16 protein-coding genes and 3 pseudogenes are annotated in these 18,645 nt (G+C 60.4%); 14 read left to right on the forward strand and 5 right to left on the reverse strand.

Annotated features, from left to right (window positions below; all coding sequences use genetic code 11):
• Positions 1-15: 15 nt before the first annotated feature.
• On the forward strand, positions 16-1,053 hold the full coding sequence (locus tag ACLH1I_RS05565; protein ID WP_080935657.1) for an NADP-dependent oxidoreductase: 1,038 nt from the start codon (positions 16-18) through the stop codon (positions 1,051-1,053).
• A 62-nt stretch (positions 1,054-1,115) separates the two neighbouring features.
• Here the strand turns inward: ACLH1I_RS05565 and rihA are convergent, their stop codons facing one another.
• The gene (rihA, locus tag ACLH1I_RS05570) at positions 1,116-2,051 is read right to left on the reverse strand and encodes a pyrimidine-specific ribonucleoside hydrolase RihA (RefSeq protein WP_048324425.1); all 936 of its coding nucleotides are present in this window, start codon (positions 2,049-2,051) and stop codon (positions 1,116-1,118) included.
• 277 nt (positions 2,052-2,328) lie between these two features.
• Here rihA and ACLH1I_RS05575 point away from each other — a divergent pair, with 277 nt between their 5' ends.
• Positions 2,329-2,628, forward strand: a complete 300-nt coding sequence (locus ACLH1I_RS05575) for a DUF406 domain-containing protein (RefSeq protein ID WP_020481014.1) — start codon at positions 2,329-2,331, stop codon at positions 2,626-2,628.
• Between the two features lie 68 nt (positions 2,629-2,696).
• Here ACLH1I_RS05575 and pqqU read toward each other — a convergent pair whose 3' ends face one another.
• Complete coding sequence (pqqU, locus tag ACLH1I_RS05580) at positions 2,697-4,802, reverse strand: TonB-dependent receptor PqqU (RefSeq protein ID WP_198079724.1); 2,106 nt, start codon at positions 4,800-4,802, stop codon at positions 2,697-2,699.
• Positions 4,803-5,059: 257 nt separating this feature from the next.
• Here pqqU and ACLH1I_RS05585 point away from each other — a divergent pair, with 257 nt between their 5' ends.
• Both ACLH1I_RS05585 and ACLH1I_RS05590 read left to right on the forward strand, forming a co-directional pair.
• Positions 5,060-6,121, forward strand: coding sequence for a YncE family protein (locus tag ACLH1I_RS05585; protein ID WP_127113504.1), 1,062 nt, complete (start codon positions 5,060-5,062; stop codon positions 6,119-6,121).
• Positions 6,122-6,269: 148 nt separating this feature from the next.
• Positions 6,270-6,491, forward strand: coding sequence for a YgdI/YgdR family lipoprotein (locus ACLH1I_RS05590; RefSeq protein WP_002906779.1), 222 nt, complete (start codon positions 6,270-6,272; stop codon positions 6,489-6,491).
• Between the two features lie 50 nt (positions 6,492-6,541).
• Here ACLH1I_RS05590 and ansP read toward each other — a convergent pair whose 3' ends face one another.
• Both ansP and ACLH1I_RS05600 read right to left on the reverse strand, forming a co-directional pair.
• Complete coding sequence (ansP, locus tag ACLH1I_RS05595) at positions 6,542-7,996, reverse strand: L-asparagine permease (protein ID WP_004202744.1); 1,455 nt, start codon at positions 7,994-7,996, stop codon at positions 6,542-6,544.
• Between the two features lie 189 nt (positions 7,997-8,185).
• Positions 8,186-8,437 (reverse strand): annotated as a pseudogene (locus ACLH1I_RS05600) (hypothetical protein); the annotation flags it as partial.
• Between the two features lie 160 nt (positions 8,438-8,597).
• Here ACLH1I_RS05600 and dapF point away from each other — a divergent pair.
• Positions 8,598-9,464 (forward strand): diaminopimelate epimerase, encoded by an 867-nt coding sequence (gene dapF, locus ACLH1I_RS05605; RefSeq protein WP_151628645.1) that lies wholly within the window; start codon positions 8,598-8,600, stop codon positions 9,462-9,464.
• A 23-nt stretch (positions 9,465-9,487) separates the two neighbouring features.
• On the opposite strand, the pseudogene ACLH1I_RS05610 reads toward dapF, so the two are convergent.
• Positions 9,488-9,757 (reverse strand): annotated as a pseudogene (locus tag ACLH1I_RS05610) (class I SAM-dependent methyltransferase); the annotation flags it as partial.
• A gap of 104 nt (positions 9,758-9,861) precedes the next feature.
• On the opposite strand from ACLH1I_RS05610, the gene ACLH1I_RS05615 reads away from it, so the two are divergent.
• The 9 genes and pseudogenes from ACLH1I_RS05615 (at position 9,862) to ACLH1I_RS05655 (ending at position 18,607) form a co-directional block, all read left to right on the forward strand.
• On the forward strand, positions 9,862-10,254 hold the full coding sequence (locus tag ACLH1I_RS05615; protein WP_004202738.1) for a cell envelope integrity protein TolA: 393 nt from the start codon (positions 9,862-9,864) through the stop codon (positions 10,252-10,254).
• 193 nt (positions 10,255-10,447) lie between these two features.
• A complete protein-coding gene (locus ACLH1I_RS05620; RefSeq protein WP_043519654.1) occupies positions 10,448-10,999 on the forward strand; it encodes a shikimate kinase in 552 nt (183 codons plus the stop codon).
• A gap of 91 nt (positions 11,000-11,090) precedes the next feature.
• The gene (locus ACLH1I_RS05625; protein ID WP_151385259.1) at positions 11,091-12,098 is read left to right on the forward strand and encodes an MsnO8 family LLM class oxidoreductase; all 1,008 of its coding nucleotides are present in this window, start codon (positions 11,091-11,093) and stop codon (positions 12,096-12,098) included.
• The gene (locus tag ACLH1I_RS05630; RefSeq protein ID WP_080846777.1) at positions 12,088-13,209 is read left to right on the forward strand and encodes a M20 peptidase aminoacylase family protein; all 1,122 of its coding nucleotides are present in this window, start codon (positions 12,088-12,090) and stop codon (positions 13,207-13,209) included. Before ACLH1I_RS05625 ends, ACLH1I_RS05630 begins: the two co-directional genes overlap by 11 nt.
• Positions 13,210-13,233: 24 nt before the next feature.
• A pseudogene (locus tag ACLH1I_RS05635) lies at positions 13,234-15,497 on the forward strand (NtaA/DmoA family FMN-dependent monooxygenase).
• A gap of 11 nt (positions 15,498-15,508) precedes the next feature.
• Positions 15,509-16,018 carry a GNAT family N-acetyltransferase gene (locus ACLH1I_RS05640; protein WP_004202731.1) on the forward strand — a complete coding sequence of 170 codons (510 nt, stop codon included), beginning with the start codon at positions 15,509-15,511 and terminating at the stop codon, positions 16,016-16,018.
• Positions 16,019-16,027: 9 nt separating this feature from the next.
• On the forward strand, positions 16,028-16,954 hold the full coding sequence (locus ACLH1I_RS05645) for an amino acid ABC transporter permease (protein ID WP_004202730.1): 927 nt from the start codon (positions 16,028-16,030) through the stop codon (positions 16,952-16,954).
• On the forward strand, positions 16,938-17,717 hold the full coding sequence (locus ACLH1I_RS05650; RefSeq protein ID WP_023318389.1) for an amino acid ABC transporter ATP-binding protein: 780 nt from the start codon (positions 16,938-16,940) through the stop codon (positions 17,715-17,717). The genes ACLH1I_RS05645 and ACLH1I_RS05650 overlap by 17 nt, the downstream gene beginning before the upstream one ends.
• A gap of 38 nt (positions 17,718-17,755) precedes the next feature.
• Entirely contained in the window at positions 17,756-18,607 is an 852-nt protein-coding gene (locus ACLH1I_RS05655; protein WP_074440910.1) for a transporter substrate-binding domain-containing protein, read from the forward strand.
• Positions 18,608-18,645 lie beyond the last annotated feature (38 nt).

The following is an 18,645-nucleotide window of genomic DNA, read 5'->3' on the forward strand; positions in this document are numbered from 1 at the left end:
CAAGAGGAGTTTGCTATGACAGAACAAACGCAACGCCATCGCCGCTGGGTACTGGCTTCCCGTCCCCATGGTGAACCGACGGCAGAGCATTTCCGCCTGGAAGAGAGCGAGGTACCGACGCCAGGGCCGGGCCAGGTTCTGCTGCGTACCGTTTATTTATCGCTGGATCCCTATATGCGCGGGCGGATGAGCGACGCGCCGTCCTATTCACCGCCGGTGGCCATCGGCGCGGTGATGGTGGGCGGGACCGTGAGTCGCGTCGTGACCTCGCAGCATGATGATTTTCAACCAGGCGACTGGGTGCTGGGCTACAGCGGCTGGCAGGATTATGAGCTTTCCGACGGCAGCGGACTGGTGAAGCTGGGGGACAACCCGCAGCACCCGTCCTGGTCGCTGGGGGTTCTGGGGATGCCGGGCTTCACCGCCTACATGGGGTTGCTGGACATTGGCCAGCCGAAGGCGGGTGACACGCTGGTGGTCGCTGCGGCCACCGGGCCGGTGGGCGCCACGGTCGGACAGATCGGCAACATTAAGGGCTGCCGTACCGTCGGCATCGCCGGCGGCGCGGAGAAGTGTCGCTATGCGGTTGACACCTTAGGCTTTGATGTCTGCCTTGACCATCGCGCAGCGGACTTTGCCGAAGAGCTGGCCCAGGCCTGCCCGCAGGGCATTGACGTCTACTACGAAAACGTCGGCGGCAAGGTGTTTGACGCGGTGCTGCCGCTGCTGAATACCGCGGCCCGGGTTCCGGTCTGCGGGCTGGTGAGCGGCTATAACGCCACCGGTCTGCCGGATGGGCCGGATCGTCTGCCGTTGCTGATGGCGACCATCCTCAAGAAACGCATCCGGATGCAGGGCTTTATTATCGGCCAGGATTACGGGCATCGGATCGCGGAATTCCAGCAGCAGATGGGGCGCTGGGTGCAGGAGGGGAAAATTAAATATCGCGAACAGCTGATTGACGGTCTGGAGCAGGCGCCGCAGGCGCTGATCGGCCTGTTGAAAGGCGAAAACTTTGGTAAGGTGGTGATCCGCGTGTCGGCGGACGACTAATACGCCGGGTTTAGCCTGAATGCGCCTCTCTCCCGGCCGGGAAGAGAGGCGCTGCATGAATATCAGGCGTAAAAGGCTAACCGCTGGGCGAGCAGATCGACAAAGGCTTCGCGGTCCACATCCAGCAGCAGGGTGGTATTGGGCGGATTGCCGGTCAGATGGTAGTAATCGACCACCGTCATCCCCTGGGTATATTTTCCTTCCGTTTCCACGCCGACCCAGCGCTCGATGGTGGTAAAGAGCTCCGGCTTGAGGAGCCAGGCGATGGTGCAGGGGTCGTGCAGCGGCGCGCCGTCGAAGCCCCACTTTTCATCCTTATGGTAGGCCATAAAGAAGTCGAGCAGTTCGGCGACGATAGTGGATACCGGATTGCCAATCTTGCGGAATCGCTCAATATCCGCAGGAAGGATCTGCGCCCGGTGGGTGACATCCAGGCCCGCCATTACCACCGGGATCCCCGACTGAAAGACCATCTCCGCCGCCTGCGGATCAACGTAGATATTAAACTCCGCCGCCGGCTGCCAGTTGCCCAGCCCCATGGCGCCTCCCATGATCACGATGCGGGCGATCTTCACGTGCAGCTCCGGATGGCTGGCGAGCAGCAACGCCACGTTAGTCTGCGGCCCGGTGGCCACCAGCGTCACCGGCTCCCGGCTTTCCCGCAGCACTCTGGCCATCAGCTCGACGGCGGTGCAGTTCTGCGGGGAAAAGGCCGGCTCCGGCAGGTTCGGTCCATCCAGTCCGCTTTCCCCGTGCACGTTATCGGCGATGATCAGATCGCGCATCAATGGCTTCCACGCGCCGCCGGCGACCGGAATATCCGCGCGGTTCAGCAAGGTCAGCATACGCAGCACGTTGCGCAGAGTCTTCTCCGGGGTCTGGTTGCCTGCGGAGGCGGTGACGGCTTTCACCTCCAGCTCCGGCGAGGCGAGGGCGAGGACCAGGGCGATCGCGTCATCATGTCCCGGATCGCAATCAATCATTATCGGCAGTGCCATAGCAGCTCCTTGTTGGCGTTGTTCTGTGACCAGACTAACGCTGCGGCGCGAGGCAGACGAGAAAGTGTGCAGAATAGTGTGATGGCTAGCACGGTTGCAGGGGCAATCGCGCGGTGAGTCGCGGCGGTCCTGCATCATCATGCCTCGCCTTGCGATGGCGCAAGCTAGCGTCCGGCGCGGCGCGATAGAATAAAAATCGCTAATCCTTACGGATATTAATGGTTTGCTTTTCGGCGAGCGGATTCTTATCCTTAAGAAAACTCAAGAGGTTATGACGATGAAAGATGTAGTAGATAAATGCAGCACCAAAGGCTGCGCCATTGATGTCGGGACAATCATTGATAACGAGGACTGCGTCTACCGGGCTGAGAAGTTATTCCCGAGCCGCGAGGAAGCGGAGTCAACCGTAGCCGCCGTTCGCGAGCGTGCCGCCGCGGCGGCGCCGGCCAGTGAACCACCGCAGGTTGACTACACGCTCGCCGCCGCCGGCGACGAGGTGAAACTCGATCTGTCCATCGCCTTCTCCTGCCAGGCGGAAAAGATCATTTTCGAATTGTCCCTGAGAAACCTGCTTTAATCAGCGCCCCGGGCGCCAGCGCCTGAGGGTAACGCCTTCGCCCGCTGGTCCGCGGGCGAAGGCGAGCATTATTCGAAGCGCCAGGCGAGGTTCAGCCCGATACCATAGTTGCGTCCCGGCGCGGGCTCGTAGTAGCGTCCGTTGGACTCGTTAACGATGACGGACCCGACGTATTCGCGGTCGAACAGGTTGTCGACCCGGCCGAACAGATCCATATCCATCCTGCCATAGCTCCACTTATAGCCGGTCGTCAGGCCGACCACCGTCCAGGAAGGGGCTTTGGCGGTGTTTTCGTCGTTCGCCATGATGTCGCTCATGTAGCGAATATCGCTCCCGGCGTACCAGCCCTGCTCCGGCTGATAGCCGAAGGAGGCGTAACCCATATTGCGCGCGATCCCCGGAATACGGTTGCCGTTGCAGCTGGCGTCGCCGCAGACGTTGGTGCGATAGGTCGCGTCCAGCCAGGTCCAGGCCGCCTTCAGGCGCCAGCTCTCGCCAAACTGCTGATCCAGTCCCAGCTCCATGCCCTGACGACGGGTCTTGCCGGCGTTTTTATAGCTGGTGCGCCCGCCGCTGCTGCTGTCGACCACGATCTCATTATCGGTATCAGTCTGGAACAGGGCGGCGGTGAGCAGCCCATTGCCGATCCGCGTCTTGCTGCCGATCTCCACCGTGTCGTTGGTGGAGGGCTTCAGGCCGAAATTAAGGCCGCTCTGGTTATCGGAGCGGTATGACAGTTCGTTGATGGTCGGCGTCTCGAAGCCGCGGCCGGCGGAGAGGTAGACGTTCCACGCGTCGGTCAGGGCATACTTCAGCGAGCCTGCGGGCAGCCATTTGTGATAGCTGGCATCGCCGCTGTCATCGCCATTGCCCGGCGTGATGTAGTAGTCATTCGAATCGAACCATACCGAGCTGTAGCGCACCCCGGCATCGAGCGAAAGTTTGTCGGTGAGCTGCCACTGGGTCTGCAGGTAAGGGTCGACGTTCCACATCAGGTTGCGTTCGTTACGACGCAGCGCGCCCTGTTCGCCATACTGCGGCGCGCCGTTGACCATCACAAAGTTTTCATAGCCTTTGCGGCGCTCGCTCATGTTCTCGTAGTCAAGACCGGCGGTCAGGGTGACCGGCACCAGCAGCTCCCCGCGATGGGTCAGCCGGGTATCGATCCCCTGGTAGTGGCGGGTGAGGTCAATCACCCCGCCGGCGTGGCTCGGCTTCAGCTGCGGCGCGCGCGGGATCGACTGGTACTGGGTGGTTTCGCGTTCCCCGGCGTACATCATGACGCTGAGATCGTCCTGGGCGCTCAGCTGGCGCTCATAGCGCAGACCTGCCTGGGTCTGCTGGGTATTTTTGCGGGTATTATACTGGTCGCCGCGCGGCGACTGGCGCGGGTTATCGCGCCATTCATCGGCGGTTAAGCCGCCGGCGTCATTGGCTTTAATATCGACGCTATTCAGCAGCAGAGTCAGCTTACTGACGTCGTTGATACGCACCCCCAGCCGGGCGTTGGCCAGATTTTTGCGCGCGCCGCTGTGATCGCGATAGCCGTGGGTGGTGAAGCGGTTAGTCGACACCGTGTAATCCACATCGCCCGCGTGGCTGCCGTCGCCAACGGCGCCGGTGGCTTTCATTCCATAGTGCCAGGTGCCAAAGCTGCCATAGTAGCTGCTGGCTTCGACGGTGGGTGGCTGGGTGCCGGTCTGGCTGGTGACGTTGATCACCCCGCCGGACGAGTTACCGTAGAGGGCAGAGAAGGGGCCGCGCAGCACCTCAATGGTGTCGACGCTGCCGATATCGATATTGGACGTCTGCCCCTGGCCGTCGGGCATGGTCGCCGGAATGCCGTCCACATAGATGCGCAGCCCGCGCACGCCGTAGGTGGAGCGGGAGCCAAAGCCGCGAATCGACAGTTGCAGATCCTGGGCATAGTTTTGCCGGTTCTGCACCTGCAGGCCCGGCACGGCGCCTAGCGATTCAGAAAGGTTGACGCGCGGCGCGGCCTGGCGCATCTCATCCCCATTGACCACGCTGACGGCGGCGGGGGTATCCAGTTCAGAAACGGTGGTTGGCGCAGCGGTCACCACCATAGTTTGTTCATCGGCGGCCTGGGCGGCGGCGATGAGCGGCAGCAGCAGGGCCGGCAATGCCGCATGTCGCACGGATAGGATTTTCATCGATAGTACTCGGGAGACGAACCAAATGGAACATATGTATATATGTTACCCCGTTTGTAAAATATTTGAAAATTATTAACTGCCGTTGGTTAACGGATAGTGCTCAAGGCTGACGAATTTACCGAACAACAACAATTAGCGCTCCACTTTAATAAGAATAATGATTACTATTCTCATTCAAAACAAGGTAGAGCCATGACTTTGCCGCCGGAAGCGATGTCGGGTCAGCACATACAGGTTTATCAAAGGGAGTCGTCATGTCATTACGTCAGTTTGCCGCGCCGCGTCTGCGCCATTCACTGTTATTCACTTCTCTGCTGCTGGCAGGCAGCTTTAGCGCCCACGCCGCGGAAGAGATGCTGCGCAAGGCCGTCGGGAAAGGGGCCTACGAAATGGCCTACAGCCAGCAGGAGAACGCGCTATGGGTTGCCACTTCGCAGAGTCGTTCGCTGGACAAGGGCGGGATTGTGTATCGTCTTGACCCCACCACCCTCGACGTGACGCAGATTATTCACAACGATCTGAAGCCGTTCGGCGCCGCTATCAACCATGCCACCGGTACGCTGTGGTTTGGCAATACCGTTGACAGCACCGTCACCGCCATTGACGCCAAAACCGGCGCCGTGAAGGGGCGACTGGTGCTGGACGAGCGTCAGCGCAGTGAAACCGTGCGCCCGCTGCAGCCGCGCGAGCTGGCGGTCAATGAGCAAACCAACACCGTCTACATTACCGGTCTGGGCAAAGAGAGCGTGATTTGGGTGGTGGACGGCGCTACCCTGAAGCTGAAAACGACCATTACCAACACCGGGGCGATGGCCACAGGCCTGGCGATCGATCCGCAGGCAAAACGCCTTTATACCACCAACGCCGACGGCGAACTGCTGACCATTAACAGCGAGAACAACACCATTGTGTCGCGCAAAAAATTGCTGGATGACGGCAAAGCGCATTTCTACCTTAACCTGAGCCTAGATACCGCCGGCCACCGCGCCTTTATTACCGACAGCAAGCAGCCGGAAGTGCTGGTGGTCGATACCCGCGACGGCAAGGTGCTGGAGAAAATCGCCGCGCCGGAATCGCTGGCGGTGCTGTTCAACCCCACCCGCAACGAAGCCTATGTGACGCATCGTAAAGCGGGGGAGGTGAGCGTTATCGACGGCAAGAGTTATAAGGTGGTGAAGACCTTTAAAACGCCGACCCATCCCAACAGCCTGGCGCTCTCTGATGACGGCAAAACGCTGTACGTCAGCGTGAAACAAGCTTCCAGCCGTGAGAAAGAGGCCACCGCCCCGGACGATGTGATCCGCATCGCGCTGTAAGGTCCCCGGGCGCGACGACCACTGCCACCGGTGGTCGCGCCCGGCATCTCACCCTCTGTTACAAACGCGTATTGGCCTGATAAACCAGATGGTTATACACTTATCCCTTTCCCGCCTCGCGCGGGCAGTGGTAATCAGTGGAGATAAAATGAAAAAGCCATTTATGGTGATTTGCGCCGGCGCGATGCTGGCCTTGCTGGCAGGCTGTTCGTCCAACTACGTTATGACCACCAAAAGCGGTCAGACGATCGTGACTCACGGCAAGCCGCAGCTGGATAAAGAAACGGGGATGACCAGCTATATCGATGAGTCTGGTAATAAGCGGGAAATTAACAGCAGCGACGTGTCGCAGTTGGTTGAGGATAACTAAGTCCTGACCTCCCGGTTTGCCCGCGATGGACAAACCGGGAGTCCTGCCATTTACTGCTTGAGCGTCGGCGCTGTGCTGTGAATCGCATGCACGCGTTTACGTACGCCAAACCAGCCCGCCACCAACAGCACCGCCAGCAACGGGATGGAGCCAATGGTATAGGTGCCGTTCGGATAATCGAAGGCCATCAGCACCAGCACGCTAAACAGGAACAGCAGCGTCAGCCACGAGGTGAACGGCGCCCCCGGCATTCTGAAGCTCACCTGAGCCGCTTTCCCTTCCTTAATCGCTTTGCGCAGACGCATCTGACACACCACGATAAAGCCCCAGGAAGCAATGATCCCCAGCGAAGCGACGTTGAGGACGATCTCAAACACCTGCGACGGCACCAGATAGTTGAGGAACACCCCGACCACGTACACCGCCAGCGTCGCCAGGATCCCGGCGTAAGGGACGTGGTGACGGCTCATCTTCGACATGAACTTCGGCGCGGAGCCCCCCATCGACATGGAGCGCAGAATACGTCCGGTGCTGTAGAGGCCGGAGTTAAGGCTGGAGAGGGCGGCGGTTAATACCACGATGTTCATCACGCTGCCGATGTACGGCACGCCCAGTTTTGAGAAGAAGGTAACAAACGGGCTCTGTCCCGCCTGGTAGGCGTTCCACGGCAGCAGCAGCACCAGCAGCACCACCGACCCAACGTAGAACAGGCCGATACGCCAGATCACGCTGTTGATGGCCTTCGGCACCATCCTCTCCGGATCTTTACACTCACCGGCCGCGGTGCCCACCAGCTCAATGGAGGCGAAGGCGAAGACCACGCCCTGCACCAGCACCAGCGCCGGCAGGAGGCCGTGCGGGAAGAAGCCGCCGTTATCGGTGATCAGGTGGAAGCCTGTGGCATTACCGTCCAGCGGCTTACCGGAGCCGAGGAAAATGGTACCGACCACGAGAAACGCGACGATCGCCAGTACTTTGACCAGTGCGAACCAGAACTCCATCTCGGCGAACCACTTCACGCCGATCATGTTCATGGTGCCAACGATGGCTAGCGCGCCAAGGGCGAAGACCCACTGCGGCACATCGCCAAAGGCGCCCCAATAGTGCATATACAGCGCCACGGCGGTGATATCGACGATCCCGGTCATTGCCCAGTTAACGAAGTACATCCAGCCGGCCACGTAGGCGGCTTTTTCGCCGAGGAATTCCCTGGCATAAGAGACGAAGCTGCCGCTCGAGGGGCGGTGGAGAACCAGTTCGCCGAGCGCGCGAAGAATAAAGAAAGAGAAGATGCCGCAGACCAGATAGACCAGTGCGAGCGCTGGCCCTGCCATTTGTAAACGTGCCCCGGCGCCGAGGAACAAACCGGTACCGATGGCGCCGCCGATGGCAATCATCTGTACCTGACGGTTGCCCATCGCTTTGTGATAACCCGCTTCGTGTGAGTTGAGCCAGTGGCGTTTTGCAGCATGGTGCTCCGCTGCAGTGTCGTGTTTCGTATTCATTGATGTATCAGTTTCCTGTCAATGCCCATGTTTGCAGCCGGTGTGGAGGACGGCTGGCACATTATGCTGGCTTTCTCATCATTCTGACGTAGGAGATAAGCTCAGACATGGCGCTGAATCCTACACGTAACCTAATAGTTACGCACCTAAAACATTTACCGATAGCATTTGACAGATTTATCAATGAGATCAGCGTCGCAGAGTTTCCCGCAACAGAATGAAAGCGCTGGTATGTTGGCGTCGACTGGGGTAATAGCGAGGCTGTCCGGGGACGGCGTGGGGCCAGTTCGCCTGCTGGCGCATTCGTTGGTCACAGGCGATAGCCAGCTGTTCGCCGAGTCGCAGCCCAGCGTTTAACCGGTCATCGACGACCACCGTTTGGCCATTATCATCAGTGCTTTTGATGTTAATATCCGGATATTCCAGCATAAATGGCTTCAGCGTCAGTCACGGCGGGGATGCGCAGACGGGAGAAGCATGACGCCTGCCTGCCGAAGAGCAGAATGAACAGAGCGGTTAAGCCTTAGTGTTTAATTCATTCTGGCGGCGCAGGTATTGTAAGATGCAAGATCAGACCCATAGCGCCAGGCGACCCCACACAATGACCCCCTTACACTTTCATAAATATCACGGACTGGGTAATGATTACCTGGTATGCCATCGCGCCGTTGCCGACCAGCTGAGCAACGAGCATATTCGAATTCTGTGCCATCGCCACTATGGCGTTGGTTCCGATGGTCTGCTGATCGACAGCGGCGATCAAACCCATCCCACGCTGCGTATTATCAATCCGGACGGCTCCGAGGCGGAGAAAAGCGGTAATGGGCTACGGATCTATGCGCGCTATCTGTTTGATATCGGTCGCGTCGGCCATGAGCCTTTTTTAGTGCACACGGCGGGCGGAGATGTCTATTGCACCGTGGAGAGTGATTTTCATCAGATTAGCGTGGATATGGGGCGGGCGAATTTCAATCCGGCGGCGTTACCCGCCTTAGTGAATTTGCCCGAGGCGGTGAATTATCCGTTGACGCTGGCGGATGAAACCCTGTCCGTCGTGCTGGTCTCCATGGGCAATCCCCACTGCGTTGTCCTCGTGGATAAGCTCGACCTGGAACAGGTTCATCGTTTAGGACCGCAAATTGAACATCATCCCTTATTCCCCAAACGCTGCAATGTGCAGTTCGTGGAAATTGTCGATCGCCATACGCTGAAGATTGGTATCTGGGAGCGGGGCGCCGGGTTTACGATGGCCTCCGGGAGCAGCAGCTGCGCGGCGGCCAGCGCCATGCGCCGGTTAGGGAAGGTGGACGATCGGGTGGATGTCAACATGCCTGGCGGCCAGCTGTGCATCACCTTCGGCGCGGATTTTCAGGTCCGTATGCGTGGCCCGGTGCATAAAATCGCCAGCCTGACGCTGGATAAAGACTGCTTTGTTGGCGGCAGCGCCATCTTCACTGGCGCTGCATAACAGATGGCGCGGTCAGCCTGAAATTAACTCTCCTGAGGATCAGCCGACGGCCCGTTTGCCGAACAAACGATGGTGGCATGATCCCACCAGGCATTGTGCTTAACGTTGGTGGTAAGGACGCTAAACTGCGCCTGCTGTATCTCATTCAGTAAAGCCGGGAGGGGTTTAAGCGTACGCCAGGGCTGCCCCTCTTTCAGGAGATGATGCTTGACAGGATCGTAAGTGGCGAGGTCTTCAGCATAACGAGGAAGCCCGCACATCGAGCCGATCACCAGCCGGCCTGCGGGTTGAAGTCATCTTCTCGCCCCGTCAGAGCCTGGCTCCGCTCTCTGGTGCCTCGCCTGCGAGTAGCGCATAATGGCAACCTTTCCAATTCGTTACGGGCAGGAAAGCCGGTATGTTGAAGAAATTGTGTTTATTAACCCTTATCTCTGCCTTGGGCGCGGGCTGCGCACCGTTACAGCCCTCCGGCTGTCATAAAACGACCGCGACGGGAAGCTGTGGCTCTGGCCGCTGGGACGATCGGGATGAGTGGGGCGCCCAGGCGCGGGCCATCAGGGCCGCGATACTAGCCCAGATGGATACCCCCGAGCGCTGGCAGGGTAAGAAATGCAGGTTGCATTTAGCCTTTGCGCAGGATGGCACGGTTTTACATGTCTCGACCAGCAACGGTAACAAAGCCTATTGTGACGAGTTAGCCGCTGCTGCCAGGAAGGCCACGTTCCCGCCTTTTAACAACCCCGATGTCTTCCGGGATTTTCAGCAGTCCGGCTTTGATATGCAGGGTTAAATTGACTGTCTGGTCGGCTTTTGCCGGCTGGAAAAGCCTGGCGACACCGCGTGTGCGTGGCTGACCGTGGTTGCCGGGGAATCTCACCACTTTTTTCATTGCGCTTGCTGTCGTCAGCGGCTGTTACACATTGCCTTTTCTCATCCGGGCAAAGGCGGCGAACAACGGGAATGGCTACCAGGGAGAAACAGAGATGAACATCAACGTGGTCGGCACCAGCGGCTCAGGTAAATCCACCCTGGCTCGTCGCCTGGCGCACCGGCTGGGACTACCCTGGATCGAGCTCGATCGCCTGTACTGGCGGCCGAACTGGCAGGGCACGCCGGATGAGGCGTTTTTCGCCGCCATTGCCGCCGCTACGGCCTCGCCGGGCTGGGTGCTGGATGGCAACTACAATCGCAGCCGCGGGGTCAAATGGCGCGAGGTGGATCTGGTGATCTGGCTGGATTATGGCCTCTGGCGCACGCTGCGCCAGGCGGTGTGGCGGGCCGCGAGCCGGGCGTGGCGACAACAGGAGCTATGGCCGGGCACCGGCAACCGCGAGAGTTTCCGCCGTTCGTTCTGCAGCCGGGAATCCATCATCCTCTGGACGCTGAAGACCTGGCGGCAGAATCGTCGACGCTATCTGGCCGATATGCAGGATCCGCAATATCGGCATATTCGCTTCGTCCGGCTGCGCAGTCCGCGGCAGGCCGAGGCGCTGCTCCGCGAGCTGGAAGCGCAGCGGTCAGGCGGGCATATCTAATTTTCAGCAGTACACATGTGAATTAATTGTTTCTCAATAGTTAGCAGAGATTTTAATAATGCAGGCACGTACTTTCATATGAGCCTGCGAAATGTCTTATCGAATCAGTATCCTGGATAAAAGTCCGCTTGCCGCCGGGGAAACCGCCGCGCAGGCGCTGGCGCGTACATTAACGCTGGCGCAACACGCCGAAGCCTGGGGCTATCACCGCTTCTGGGTCGCCGAACACCACAATACCGATCAGCTGGCGAGCCCCTCGCCGGAGCTGGTTATCGCCTGGCTACTAGGCCACACCCGGCGGATCCGCCTCGGGTCTGGCGGCGTCATGCTCCAGCACTATAGCCCCTATAAGGTCGCAGAAAACTTTAACCTGCTGGCGGCCCTCGCGCCGGGCCGCATCGATCTCGGGGTCGGCAAGGCGCCTGGCGGCCTGCCGCTCTCCACCCGCGCTCTGCAGCAGGGCCTGCATCAGGAGGAGAAAGGCACCTTCGCCGACCAGCTGGCGCAGCTCGATAACTGGCTGTCGCTGACTGAGCCCGGAGGGGAAGAGAGCCTGCGCGCCACGCCGATCCCGCCGCGCCGGGCCGACGGATTTCTGCTCGGCGCCAGCCTGGAGAGCGCTGAACTGGCCGCCCGTCTTGACTGGAACTTCGTGTTTGCGGCCCATCTCAATGGCGACAGCGCGCTGCGCCGCACGGTGATCAACCGCTGGCGCGAGCTCAGCCCGCGTGAGGCGATCGTCGCCGTGCAGGTGGTGGTGGCTGACGACCCGGCCACCGCCGCTGCGCTGGCGCAGCAGGTCGAGGCGTGGGGCGTTGAGCTGGAGAACGGCCAGCGGGTAACCGTCGGCAGTGAGGCGCAGGCCGTCGCCTTTGCCCGCCAGGCCGGCAGCCGTCCCACCCGTATCGCCCGCCGCGAATCTTCACTGATCTCCGGTACCCCCGAACAGGTGAAAGCCCGGCTGGACGCGCTGCAGGCGGAAGATCGGCTGGATGAACTCATCATTGATACCCCCATTAGCGACGGGCCAGCGCGCCTGCACTCCCTGCGCCTGCTGGCGCAGGCTCACTACGGCAAGGAGGTGCTGAATGTCCTTTGAACAACAACTGATTAGCTGGCGGCGCGAGCTGCACCAGAACCCGGAGCTCTCCCTACAGGAAGTAGCCACCACCGCGCGGATCCGCGACTGGCTGCAGAGCGGCGGGCTGACTCTGCTGCCCTTCGATCTGAAAACCGGGCTGGTCGCCGAAGTCGGCAGCGGCGACAAGGTGATTGCCCTGCGGGCGGACATCGACGCGTTGCCCATCGAGGAGGCGACCGGTCTGCCTTACCGCTCACAAAATGAAGGGGTGATGCATGCCTGCGGCCATGATATTCACACCAGCGTGATGCTGGGGGCGGCGCTGCTGCTGAAGGAGCGGGAAGCGGAACTCCCGGGGCGGGTACGGATCCTGTTTCAGCCGGCGGAGGAAAATTTTGGCGGCGCGAAAACCCTGATCCGCGCCGGGGCGCTGGAGGACGTGTCGGCGATCTTTGGTATGCACAATGAGCCCGGCCTGCCGGTGGGCGAATTTGCCACCCGCGGCGGCGCGTTCTACGCCAACGTCGATCGCTTCGTCTTCAAAGTGACCGGGAAGGGGGCGCATGCCGCCCGCCCACATGAAGGAAAGGATGCGATCCTGCTGGCCAGCCAGCTGGTGACGGTGCTGCAGAGCGTGGCCAGCCGGGAAGTGAACACCCTCGACTCAGTGGTGCTCAGCGTGACGCGGGTCCAGGGAGGCAATACCTGGAACGTGCTGCCGGAGAGCGTCGAACTGGAGGGGACGCTGCGCACCCACAGCAGTGAAGTGCAGCAGCGGGTCAAGGCCCGGGTCAGCGAGATCGCGGCCGGTTTCGCCAGCGCCTTTGGCGCACAGATTGACGTCTTCTGGTATGCCGGCCCGACGGCGCTGGTCAATGACGCCCGCTGGGCCGACTTCGCCAGCGACGTGGCGGCCCAGGCCGGGTACCGCACCCATCACGCCGATCTGCATCTCGGTGGCGAAGATTTTGCGGTCTATCTTCAGCATATTCCCGGGGCGTTCGTCAGCATCGGCAGCGCCAGCGAATATGGTCTGCACCATCCGGCATTTAATCCGGATGAACGGCTGATTGCGCCCGCGGCGCATTATTTCGCCCGGCTCGCGGAAGAAGCGTTACAACACATTTAACGGATGGCAGGGGAAGGGGTAGCTATGTCTGAAAATCGACAATTGCGTCTGGGAACCATATTACATGGTGCATCGGGAAATATGTCCGCATGGCGTCATCCGGCGGCCCAGGCCGACGCCAGTATTAATTTTGATTTTGTTACAGAGACGGCGTTAAAAGCGGAAGCGGGTAAGCTGGATTTTATTTTTGTCGCCGACGGTTTATATATTAATGAAAAATCGATTCCCCATTTTTTAAATCGCTTCGAGCCCTTAACGGTGCTTTCCGCGCTGGCCGCGGTTACCCGGCGGCTGGGGCTGGTGGGGACCTTATCCACTTCGTACAGCGAGCCGTTTACCTCCGCCCGACAGTTCGCCAGCCTTGACCATTTAAGCCAGGGGCGGGCGGGCTGGAACGTGGTCACTTCGCCGCTGGAAGGGTCGGCGAAAAACTTCTCCCGGGCCCAGCATCCGGATCATGCGCTGCGCTATCGCATTGCCGATGAATATCTGCAGGTGGTGAAAGGCTTATGGGATTCATGGGAAGAGGACGCCTTTGTGCGCAATAAGGAGACTGGCCAGTTCTTTGATAAAAATAAACTGCATACGCTCGATCACCATGGCGATTTCTTTAAAGTGGCCGGGCCGCTAAATATTGCCCGCACGCCACAGGGACGGCCGATTATTTTCCAGGCCGGCGCGTCGGACGACGGCAAGAAATTAGCCGCACGCCACGCCGATGCCATTTTTACCCATCAGGAATCGCTGGCCGAGGCGCAGGCATTTTACCAGGACGTGAAAAGCCAGCTGGCGGCATGGCAGCGCACCCCGGATCAACTGCATATTTTCCAGGGCGTCAGCGTCATTGTCGGAGATGACGCCGAGGACGCGGAGCGCCAGTACCAGGCCACCGCGGCGCTGGTCTCCATCGAGGATGCGCTGAACTATCTTGGGCGCTATTTCGAGCACCATGATTTTTCGCAGTACCCGCTTGATGAACCGTTCCCGGATATTGGCGACCTGGGACAAAACAGCTTCCGCAGCACCACCGACGAGATTAAACGTCACGCCCGCGAGCGGGGATTAACCCTGCGCCAGGTGGCCCTGGAGGCCGCGAGCCCACGTCCGCGCTTTACCGGCACCGCCAGCGATGTCGCCGATGGCCTGCAGCTGTGGTTCGAACAGCGCGCGGCGGACGGTTTCATCATTCAGGGCGGCACGCCGGAAACCTTCCCGCGTTTTGTTGACGAGGTGGTGCCTCTGTTACAGGCGCGCGGTCTGTTCCGTCGCGACTATCCGGGCACCACCCTGCGGGAAAGTCTGGGCCTGGCGCTACCCGCTAATCAATTCCAAAAATAAGAAAAGAGAATCACGCTATGCAGAAAACAACACTCTTGCTGGCCGTCGCGTTGGCATTTAGCGCCTCGTCGTGGGCACAGGACGTCAAGATCAATGGCACCGGGGTAAGCCTGGAGGCCAACAAAACGCCGATTCACACAGCGAAAAACCCGAAGGCCATTGCCCTGTTGCCGAAAGACCTGCATCTGGCGGTGCCGGGGAAATTCACCGTCGCGGTGGCGGCCCTGAACTCACCGCCGCTGACGGTTTTCGCCGATGACAACAAAACCCTGCTCGGCAGCGAGGCGGATATCGCCCGGCTGGTGGCTGAGAGTCTCGGGCTGGAGGTGAACGTAGTTCCCACCTCCTGGGAAGACTGGCCGCTGGGAGTCACCTCCGGCAAATATGATGCCGCGATCAGCAATATTACCGTCACCAAAGAGCGAAAAGAGAAGTTCGATTTCGCCACCTACCGCAAAGACTCGCTGGGCTTCTACGTCAAAAGCACCAGTCCGCTGAGCAAGATTGACAAGGCGGAAGACATCGCCGGGCTGAAGATTATCGTTGGCTCCGGTACCAACCAGGAGGCGATCCTGCTGGCGTGGAACGCGGAGAACGTCAAAAAAGGGCTAAAACCGTTTACCCCGGTTTACACCAAGGATGATGCCGCCCAGACGCTGGCTCTGCAAACCGGACGAGCCGACGCCTTTTTCGGCCCTAACGTAATTGGCGCATGGAAGGCGGCGCTGACCGGCAAAACCAAACTGGTGGGCAGCGTCGATGGCGGCTGGCCGAAAGCGGCGCATATCGCGGTAACGCTGAAAAAAGACAGCGGGCTGGTGAATGCCGTCCAGGCGGCGCTGAACGGCGCTATCGCCAGCGGGGACTACGCCAAAGTGCTTAACCGCTGGGGAGAAGGGGTGGAAAGCATACCGCAATCGGAAATCAACCCGCCCGGGCTGGGCGACTGACAGGAGGCGCGATGAGCGAAGCATTCCGCGATATTTCTCCGGACGCCCCGGAGCTGCAGCCGATTATTAGCGGGCTGTTTGCTGAATACGCCGCCCGCTACGGCGACTATTTTTCCCGCGATGCGGAAGTGGAGTTGAGCGAGTGGTATTTGCCGCCGCAGGGGCTGTTTATCGTCCTTGAGCGTGAGGGCGAAATTATCGCCACCGGCGCTTATAAACCTAAGGATCGCCACACCGCAGAGATCAAACGTATCTGGACGCACCGCCGTCTGCGCCAGCAGGGGCTGGCGGCGAAAGTAGTTCAGGAGCTGGAGCGGCGGGCGGTGCTGGCCGGGTACAGCCATATCTACCTGACCACCGGCTTCCGCCAGCCGGAGGCGGTAAAGCTCTATCTCAGCCAGGGGTATGAGGCGCAGTTTGACCTCGCGCGAGACCCGGAAGAGTACAGTCAGCCGCCTTACGATGGCCGGCTGCGGTTCACTAAAGCGCTGGCGGTGAGCGCCTTTAGCCACAGCGCCTGAGGAGGCATTATGCATACATCTGAAACGATAAAAGTGGTGCCGGCGCGCTATCCGCTGCGGGTGGTGGGAGCCCTGGTGGCCCTGCTGGTGCTGGCGGTAGTGATCCAGTCGGTGGCCTTCAACCCGCGCTGGGAGTGGGGCGTCTTCGCCCGCTGGTTCTTTGACCCGGTGATCCTCGAAGGGCTGGGACAAACCCTGCTTCTGACCCTGCTCGGCACGGTGCTGAGCGTGATCTTCGGCGGCCTGCTGGCGCTGGCCCGCTTGTCCTCATCCTGGCTGCTCAGCAGCCTCGCCTGGAGCTATATCTGGCTGTTTCGCTCGCTGCCGCTGATTGTAGTGCTGATCATTCTCTACAACTTCTCCTATCTTTACGACACCCTGTCGCTGGGGATCCCGTTTACCGGCGTCACCTGGGCCAGCTACCAGACGATAAACGTGCTGGGGCAATTCTCCACGGCGGTGGTGGGCCTGACCCTGGTGCAGAGCGCCTATACCGCGGAGATTATTCGCGGCGGCTTCCTCGGCGTTGACCATGGGCAGTATGAGGCCGCTGCCGCGCTGGGGCTGCCCGCCTGGCGACGCACGCTGCGCATTATTTTGCCGCAGGCGCTGCGCACCATTCTGCCATCCGGCTTCAATGAGATCATCAGTCTGGCGAAAGGAACGGCGATGGTGTATGTCCTGGCGATGCCGGAGCTGTTCTACACCATCCAGATGATCTACAACCGTACCCAGGAGGTGATCCCGCTGTTGATGGTCGGCGCCGCCTGGTATCTGGCGATCACCAGCGTTCTCTCCGCCATTCAGTACCTGGTGGAACGTGGCCTGGCGCGCAGCGAGCGCCGCTCGGCGGTGAACAGCGCCCGCAGCAGCCGTCTGAATCAACCCGCACGTCAACCACAGCCCCAGGAGGCCGTCCATGCCCAGCTCTCGTAATGGCCATATCTCTATCACCGGCGTCAGCAAATACTATGGCCGCCACAAAGCGCTGGACGATGTGTCCTTGGAGATACCTCCGGGCACGGTGACGGTGATCCTCGGCCCTTCCGGTTCGGGCAAGTCCACGCTGCTGCGCACCATTAATCACCTCGAGCGCGTTGATGAAGGGTTTATTCAGATTGATGGCGACTATATCGGCTATCGCCGCAAAGGCGACAAGCTGTATGAGATGAAAGAGAAGGAGATCCTCCGCCAGCGGATCAACGTCGGCTACGTGTTTCAGAACTTTAACCTGTTTCCGCACCTGACGGTGCTGGAGAACCTGATAGAGGCGCCGATCGCCCACAAGCAGGCCACGCGCAAAGAGGCCATTGCCCGTGCCTGGGAGCTGCTGGACGTGGTTGGACTGCGCAATAAAGCAGATGCCTGGTCGCGGCATCTCTCCGGCGGCCAGCAGCAGCGTATCGCTATTGCCCGGGCGCTGGCGCTGGACCCGCGGGTGATCCTGTTTGATGAGCCCACCTCGGCGCTGGATCCGGAGCTGGTGGGCGAGGTGCTGGATGTCATCAAGAAGCTGGCGCGCTCTGGCACCACTCTGGTGGTGGTCACCCACGAGGTTGGCTTTGCCCGCGAGGTGGCCGATCAGGTGGTGTTTATGGTCGACGGCAGGATCGTCGAGCAGGGCAGCAGCGACGAGGTGCTCAACCATCCGCAGCATCCGCGTACCCGGCAGTTTTTATCCAGGGTGCTGCCGTCATGAACAGAGCGATAGCGACCCTTGTATTCAGCGCCCTGGCGCTGGACGCTCACGCGGCGCTGGATCTGCGCGCCAATGAGCAGCCATTGCCGGTCACCCGCGACCCGCAGGCGATCGCGAAAATTCCACCGGGCTATCGCTTCGTGGAACCGGGGACGCTGACGGTGGCGATCTCGGCGCTCAATTCTCCGCCGCTGGCGCTGCTTGCCAGCGACAACCGCACGCGGATCGGCAGCGACCCGGATATAGCCCGCCTGCTGGCCGGGAGCCTTGGCCTGAAGCTCAGGCTGGTGCCCACCGCGTGGGAGGACTGGCCGCTGGGCATCGCCGCCGGCCGCTACGATGTGGCGCTGATCAATATCGCGGTAACCGAGAAGCGCAAAGAGAAGTTCGATTTCGCCACCTACCGGGTGGACTCCCTGGCCTTCTCGGTGAAATCCACCAGCGACATCGCCGCGGTAAACGGACCCGCAGACCTCGCCGGGCGCAAAGTGATCGTCGGGTCTGGCACCAACCAGGAGCGGATCCTGCTGGGCTGGAATGAGGACAACCGGGCCGCCGGGCGGCCGCCGGCCCAGCCGGTCTACCTGACCGATGATGCCTCCGGCAACCTCTATATCCAGTCCGGGCGGGCGGATATCTTTTTCGGCCCGCAGTCGGTGGCCGCCTATAAAGCGGCCCTTAATGGCCAGACCCGGGTGGTAGGCCTGGGGCCGAAAAAAGCGTGGGTGGCGACAACCACCAAAAAAGGCAACGGCCTGGTCTTTGCCCTGCAGGCAGCCCTCGACGGGGCGATTGCCCGCGGTGAATATCAGCAGGTGCTGGCGCGCTGGGGAGAGCAGGGCGAGGCGGTGGCGCAGTCGGTGGTCAACCCGCCGGGGATCACCTACTAACCACCCGGGCCATGGTGTGCCGGTTGGGTGAGCGGTAA

Source organism: Klebsiella sp. 1SOBk10mer, from assembly GCF_046602535.1.
In the GTDB taxonomy this organism is placed as follows: domain Bacteria; phylum Pseudomonadota; class Gammaproteobacteria; order Enterobacterales; family Enterobacteriaceae; genus Klebsiella; species Klebsiella quasipneumoniae.

What these genes read in the sequence shown, in the direction of transcription:
- ACLH1I_RS05585 (WP_127113504.1), top strand. Translation starts at nt 5,060, where the DNA reads ATGTCATTACGTCAGTTTGCCGCGCCGCGTCTGCGCCATTCACTGTTA.
- ACLH1I_RS05630 (WP_080846777.1), top strand. Translation starts at nt 12,088, where the DNA reads ATGTCCTTTGAACAACAACTGATTAGCTGGCGGCGCGAGCTGCACCAG.
- pqqU (WP_198079724.1), bottom strand. Translation starts at nt 4,802, where the DNA reads ATGAAAATCCTATCCGTGCGACATGCGGCATTGCCGGCCCTGCTGCTG.
- ACLH1I_RS05625 (WP_151385259.1), top strand. Translation starts at nt 11,091, where the DNA reads ATGTCTTATCGAATCAGTATCCTGGATAAAAGTCCGCTTGCCGCCGGG.
- ansP (WP_004202744.1), bottom strand. Translation starts at nt 7,996, where the DNA reads ATGAATACGAAACACGACACTGCAGCGGAGCACCATGCTGCAAAACGC.
- ACLH1I_RS05650 (WP_023318389.1), top strand. Translation starts at nt 16,938, where the DNA reads ATGCCCAGCTCTCGTAATGGCCATATCTCTATCACCGGCGTCAGCAAA.
- ACLH1I_RS05620 (WP_043519654.1), top strand. Translation starts at nt 10,448, where the DNA reads ATGAACATCAACGTGGTCGGCACCAGCGGCTCAGGTAAATCCACCCTG.
- rihA (WP_048324425.1), bottom strand. Translation starts at nt 2,051, where the DNA reads ATGGCACTGCCGATAATGATTGATTGCGATCCGGGACATGATGACGCG.
- ACLH1I_RS05565 (WP_080935657.1), top strand. Translation starts at nt 16, where the DNA reads ATGACAGAACAAACGCAACGCCATCGCCGCTGGGTACTGGCTTCCCGT.
- ACLH1I_RS05645 (WP_004202730.1), top strand. Translation starts at nt 16,028, where the DNA reads ATGCATACATCTGAAACGATAAAAGTGGTGCCGGCGCGCTATCCGCTG.
- ACLH1I_RS05575 (WP_020481014.1), top strand. Translation starts at nt 2,329, where the DNA reads ATGAAAGATGTAGTAGATAAATGCAGCACCAAAGGCTGCGCCATTGAT.
- ACLH1I_RS05640 (WP_004202731.1), top strand. Translation starts at nt 15,509, where the DNA reads ATGAGCGAAGCATTCCGCGATATTTCTCCGGACGCCCCGGAGCTGCAG.
- ACLH1I_RS05590 (WP_002906779.1), top strand. Translation starts at nt 6,270, where the DNA reads ATGAAAAAGCCATTTATGGTGATTTGCGCCGGCGCGATGCTGGCCTTG.
- ACLH1I_RS05615 (WP_004202738.1), top strand. Translation starts at nt 9,862, where the DNA reads ATGTTGAAGAAATTGTGTTTATTAACCCTTATCTCTGCCTTGGGCGCG.
- dapF (WP_151628645.1), top strand. Translation starts at nt 8,598, where the DNA reads ATGACCCCCTTACACTTTCATAAATATCACGGACTGGGTAATGATTAC.